Here is a 2,977-nt window from a genome sequence, read left to right on the forward strand (position 1 = left end):
GCACGACAGTCCGGCGATGAAGGACGTGCTGCGTCAGCTGTTCAATCGCTGATATTCCCGGATATCCCCCGCCGATATGAAGGGATAACCATGCGGCCCGAGCGGCCGCCCCGCCCCGCCGATCCGTGCTAAACAGCGGCGGATCATGCGGCGCACCCGATTGATGCGAGGGGCCGGACGAGGCTGGATGAACGCGGCTACGGACAAGGGCAAGAACTGGTTCCTGCGCGGCGGCCTGTTCGCCAAATATGTCCTCGCGCTGGTCGGGCTCGTCGTGTTCGTGCTGGCGGTCAACGGCGCGCTCGAGACCTGGATCAGCTACCGCGGCATCAAGGGCACGCTGACGGACGCGATGAGCGAGAAGGCGGATGCCACCGCCAAGCGCATCGAGCAGGCGATCTCCGACCTCGAGCGTCAGATCTCCTGGGTGACCCGCGCCTCCTCCAACACGATCGAGCTGCGCCGCGCCGACTACGCGCAGTTGCTCGGCCAGGTGCCGGCGGTAAGCCAGCTCACCCTGATCAGCGGCCAGGGCCGCGAAATGCTGCGGCTGTCGCGCCAGACCACCACCGTGAATTCCAACGCCGACTTCTCCCGCGATATCAGATTCACCGAGACCATCGCCCGCGGCACCGCCTATGCGCCGGCGTATTTTCGCGACGGGCGGCCGTTCATGTCGATCGGCGAGCAGCATTCCGGCTTCAATGCCGGCGTCACCATGGCCGAGATCGACCTGCGCTTCCTCAATGACTATTTCGGCGATTCCCAGGTTGGCCGGCTCGCGCATGCCTATGTCGTCGACGGCAAGGGCCGCGTGCTGGCGAGCTCGTCGAAGGGGCCCGAGGTCGGCAAGGACCTCGCCGCGCTACCGCAGGTCGCCGCGGTGCTGTCGCCCAGCGGCAGGCCGATCGCCTCCGGCAAGGATGTCGACGGCAACGCGGTGCTGTCGACAGTAACGGCCGCGCCGAACCTCGGCTGGCACGTGTTTGTCGAGCAGCCGACCGCGCAGGCGCTGTCCCCGATCCGCGACCAGCTGGTGCGCATCGCGCTCTTGATCGCGCTCGGCCTCGTGGTCGCGATCATCGCCGGCACGATTCTGGCGCGGCGTATGCTGGAGCCGATCACCGCGCTGCGCACCGGCGCGCGGCGGTTGGGGACCGGCGACTTCGACCATCGCATCGAGGTGAAGACTTCAGATGAGCTGGAGGAGCTCGCCGGCCAGTTCAACAGTATGGCTACCCAGCTTGCCGAGACCTATTCCGACCTCGAAGCCAAGGTGAAGGAGCGCACCCGCGACCTCGCGCAATCGATCAACGAGCTGAAGGTGCTGGAGGAGGTCGGCCGCGCGGTGGCGTCCTCGCTCGATCTTGCCGCCGTGCTGCCGACGGTCGCCGCCCGCGCGCTCGAGATCACCCACGCCGACGCCGTGCTGATCTATGGCTATGACGCCGCGCAACGCAGCTTCAACCTGACGCAATCGATTGGCATCGACAGCGGAGCCGAAGGCCGTCATCGCGCGATCGATGCGGCAAACAGCCCGCTCGGCGAGGCCGCCGCGAAGGGCGAGCCGCTGGCGTTTCCCGATCTTGCGGCAAGTACCGATTATCCGCCCGATCATCCGCTGCACGATGTCGTGGTCGGCGCCGGCTTCCACTCGGTGCTTGTGGTGCCGCTGGTCGACCAGCAGGGCGTGCTCGGCGCGCTGGTGGTGCTGCGCAAGGCGGCCGGCGACTTCCCGTCGAGCCTGATCGGCCTGATGAAGACCTTCGCGCACCAGGCGGTGCTGGCGATGCGCAACGCGCGGCTGTTCACCGAGGTCGACCAGAAGAGCCACGCGCTGGAAGAGGCCAACACCACGGTGCGCGAGCAGGCCGACAAACTGCGCGAGCAGACCGAAGCGCTGAAGGACTGGAACAAGTCGCTGGAGCAGCGGGTCGAGACCCAGCTCGGCGAGATCGAGCGCATCCGAAGGCTCGAGCGTTTCCTGGCGCCGCAGGTCGCTCAGCTCATCGCCTCGTCAGACAATCCCGAGGGCCTGCTCGACAGCCACCGGCGCGAGGTCACCGTGGTGTTCTGCGATTTGCGCGGCTTCACCGCCTTCACCGAGGCGACCGAGCCGGAAGAGGCGATGAACGTGCTGCGCGAGTATCACGCCGCGCTCGGCAAGCTGATCTTCAAATATGAAGGCACGCTCGACAAATATGCCGGCGACGGCGTGATGATCCTGTTCAACGCGCCGATCCAGCTCGCCGACCACACCGCGCGCGCCGTGAAGATGGCGGTGGAGATGCGCGACACGGTCGGTCCGCTGACCGAGAAGTGGCGCAACCGCGGACACAGCCTCGGCTTCGGCATCGGCATTGCGCTCGGCTACGCCACGCTCGGCCAGGTCGGCTTCGAGCAGCGGCTGGAATACGCCGCGATCGGCAGCGTCACCAACCTCGCCTCCCGCCTGTGCGGCGAGGCCAAGGCCGGCCAGATCGTGGTGAGCCGCCGCGTCTACGGCATGGTCGAACCCTTCGTCGAAGGCCGCGCCATCGACGACCTCGTGCTGAAGGGATTCAATCATCCCATCCTGGCAGCGGAGATTTTGCGGTGGAAGGGCGAGCCATCAGCGGAAGCGGCGGCGGAGTAAGCGCCCCACTCCCTCCCCACGTCGCCCCGGCGAAAGCCGGGACCCATAACCAAAGGGTGAAATTGGTGCGCGACTCTGTGGCCCCAGCTTCGCACCACAACCATCATTCGGGGTAATGGGTCCCGGCCTTCGCCGGGACGACATTGAATATGTGGCCCCGTTCCTGATTCAACAATCAAATAGCCAAGGGATAGACCCGAGGGGAGAAGCACACGCCCGCATCCCGCGACGCCACCGCGCCCGAGTCATGCGATCAACCACCCTCACACAGGAGAGGGCGCAGGGAAGCGCCTGGCGCCGACTGCCACGAGCTCATCATCACCATCCAGTGAATCCCTCCCC

1 protein-coding gene is annotated in these 2,977 nt (G+C 66.4%); it reads left to right on the forward strand.

The annotated features are described in order from the left end of the window. The first annotated feature begins 187 nt into the window (after positions 1–187). Positions 188–2,635 (forward strand): adenylate/guanylate cyclase domain-containing protein, encoded by a 2,448-nt coding sequence (locus I6F38_RS43020; RefSeq protein ID WP_225164661.1) that lies wholly within the window; start codon positions 188–190, stop codon positions 2,633–2,635. The last annotated feature ends 342 nt before the right edge of the window (positions 2,636–2,977 follow it).

This window comes from Bradyrhizobium sp. BRP56 (genome assembly GCF_020194035.1).
Taxonomy (GTDB): Bacteria; Pseudomonadota; Alphaproteobacteria; order Rhizobiales; family Xanthobacteraceae; genus Bradyrhizobium; species Bradyrhizobium australafricanum.

What these genes read in the sequence shown, in the direction of transcription:
- I6F38_RS43020 (WP_225164661.1), top strand. Translation starts at nt 188, where the DNA reads ATGAACGCGGCTACGGACAAGGGCAAGAACTGGTTCCTGCGCGGCGGC.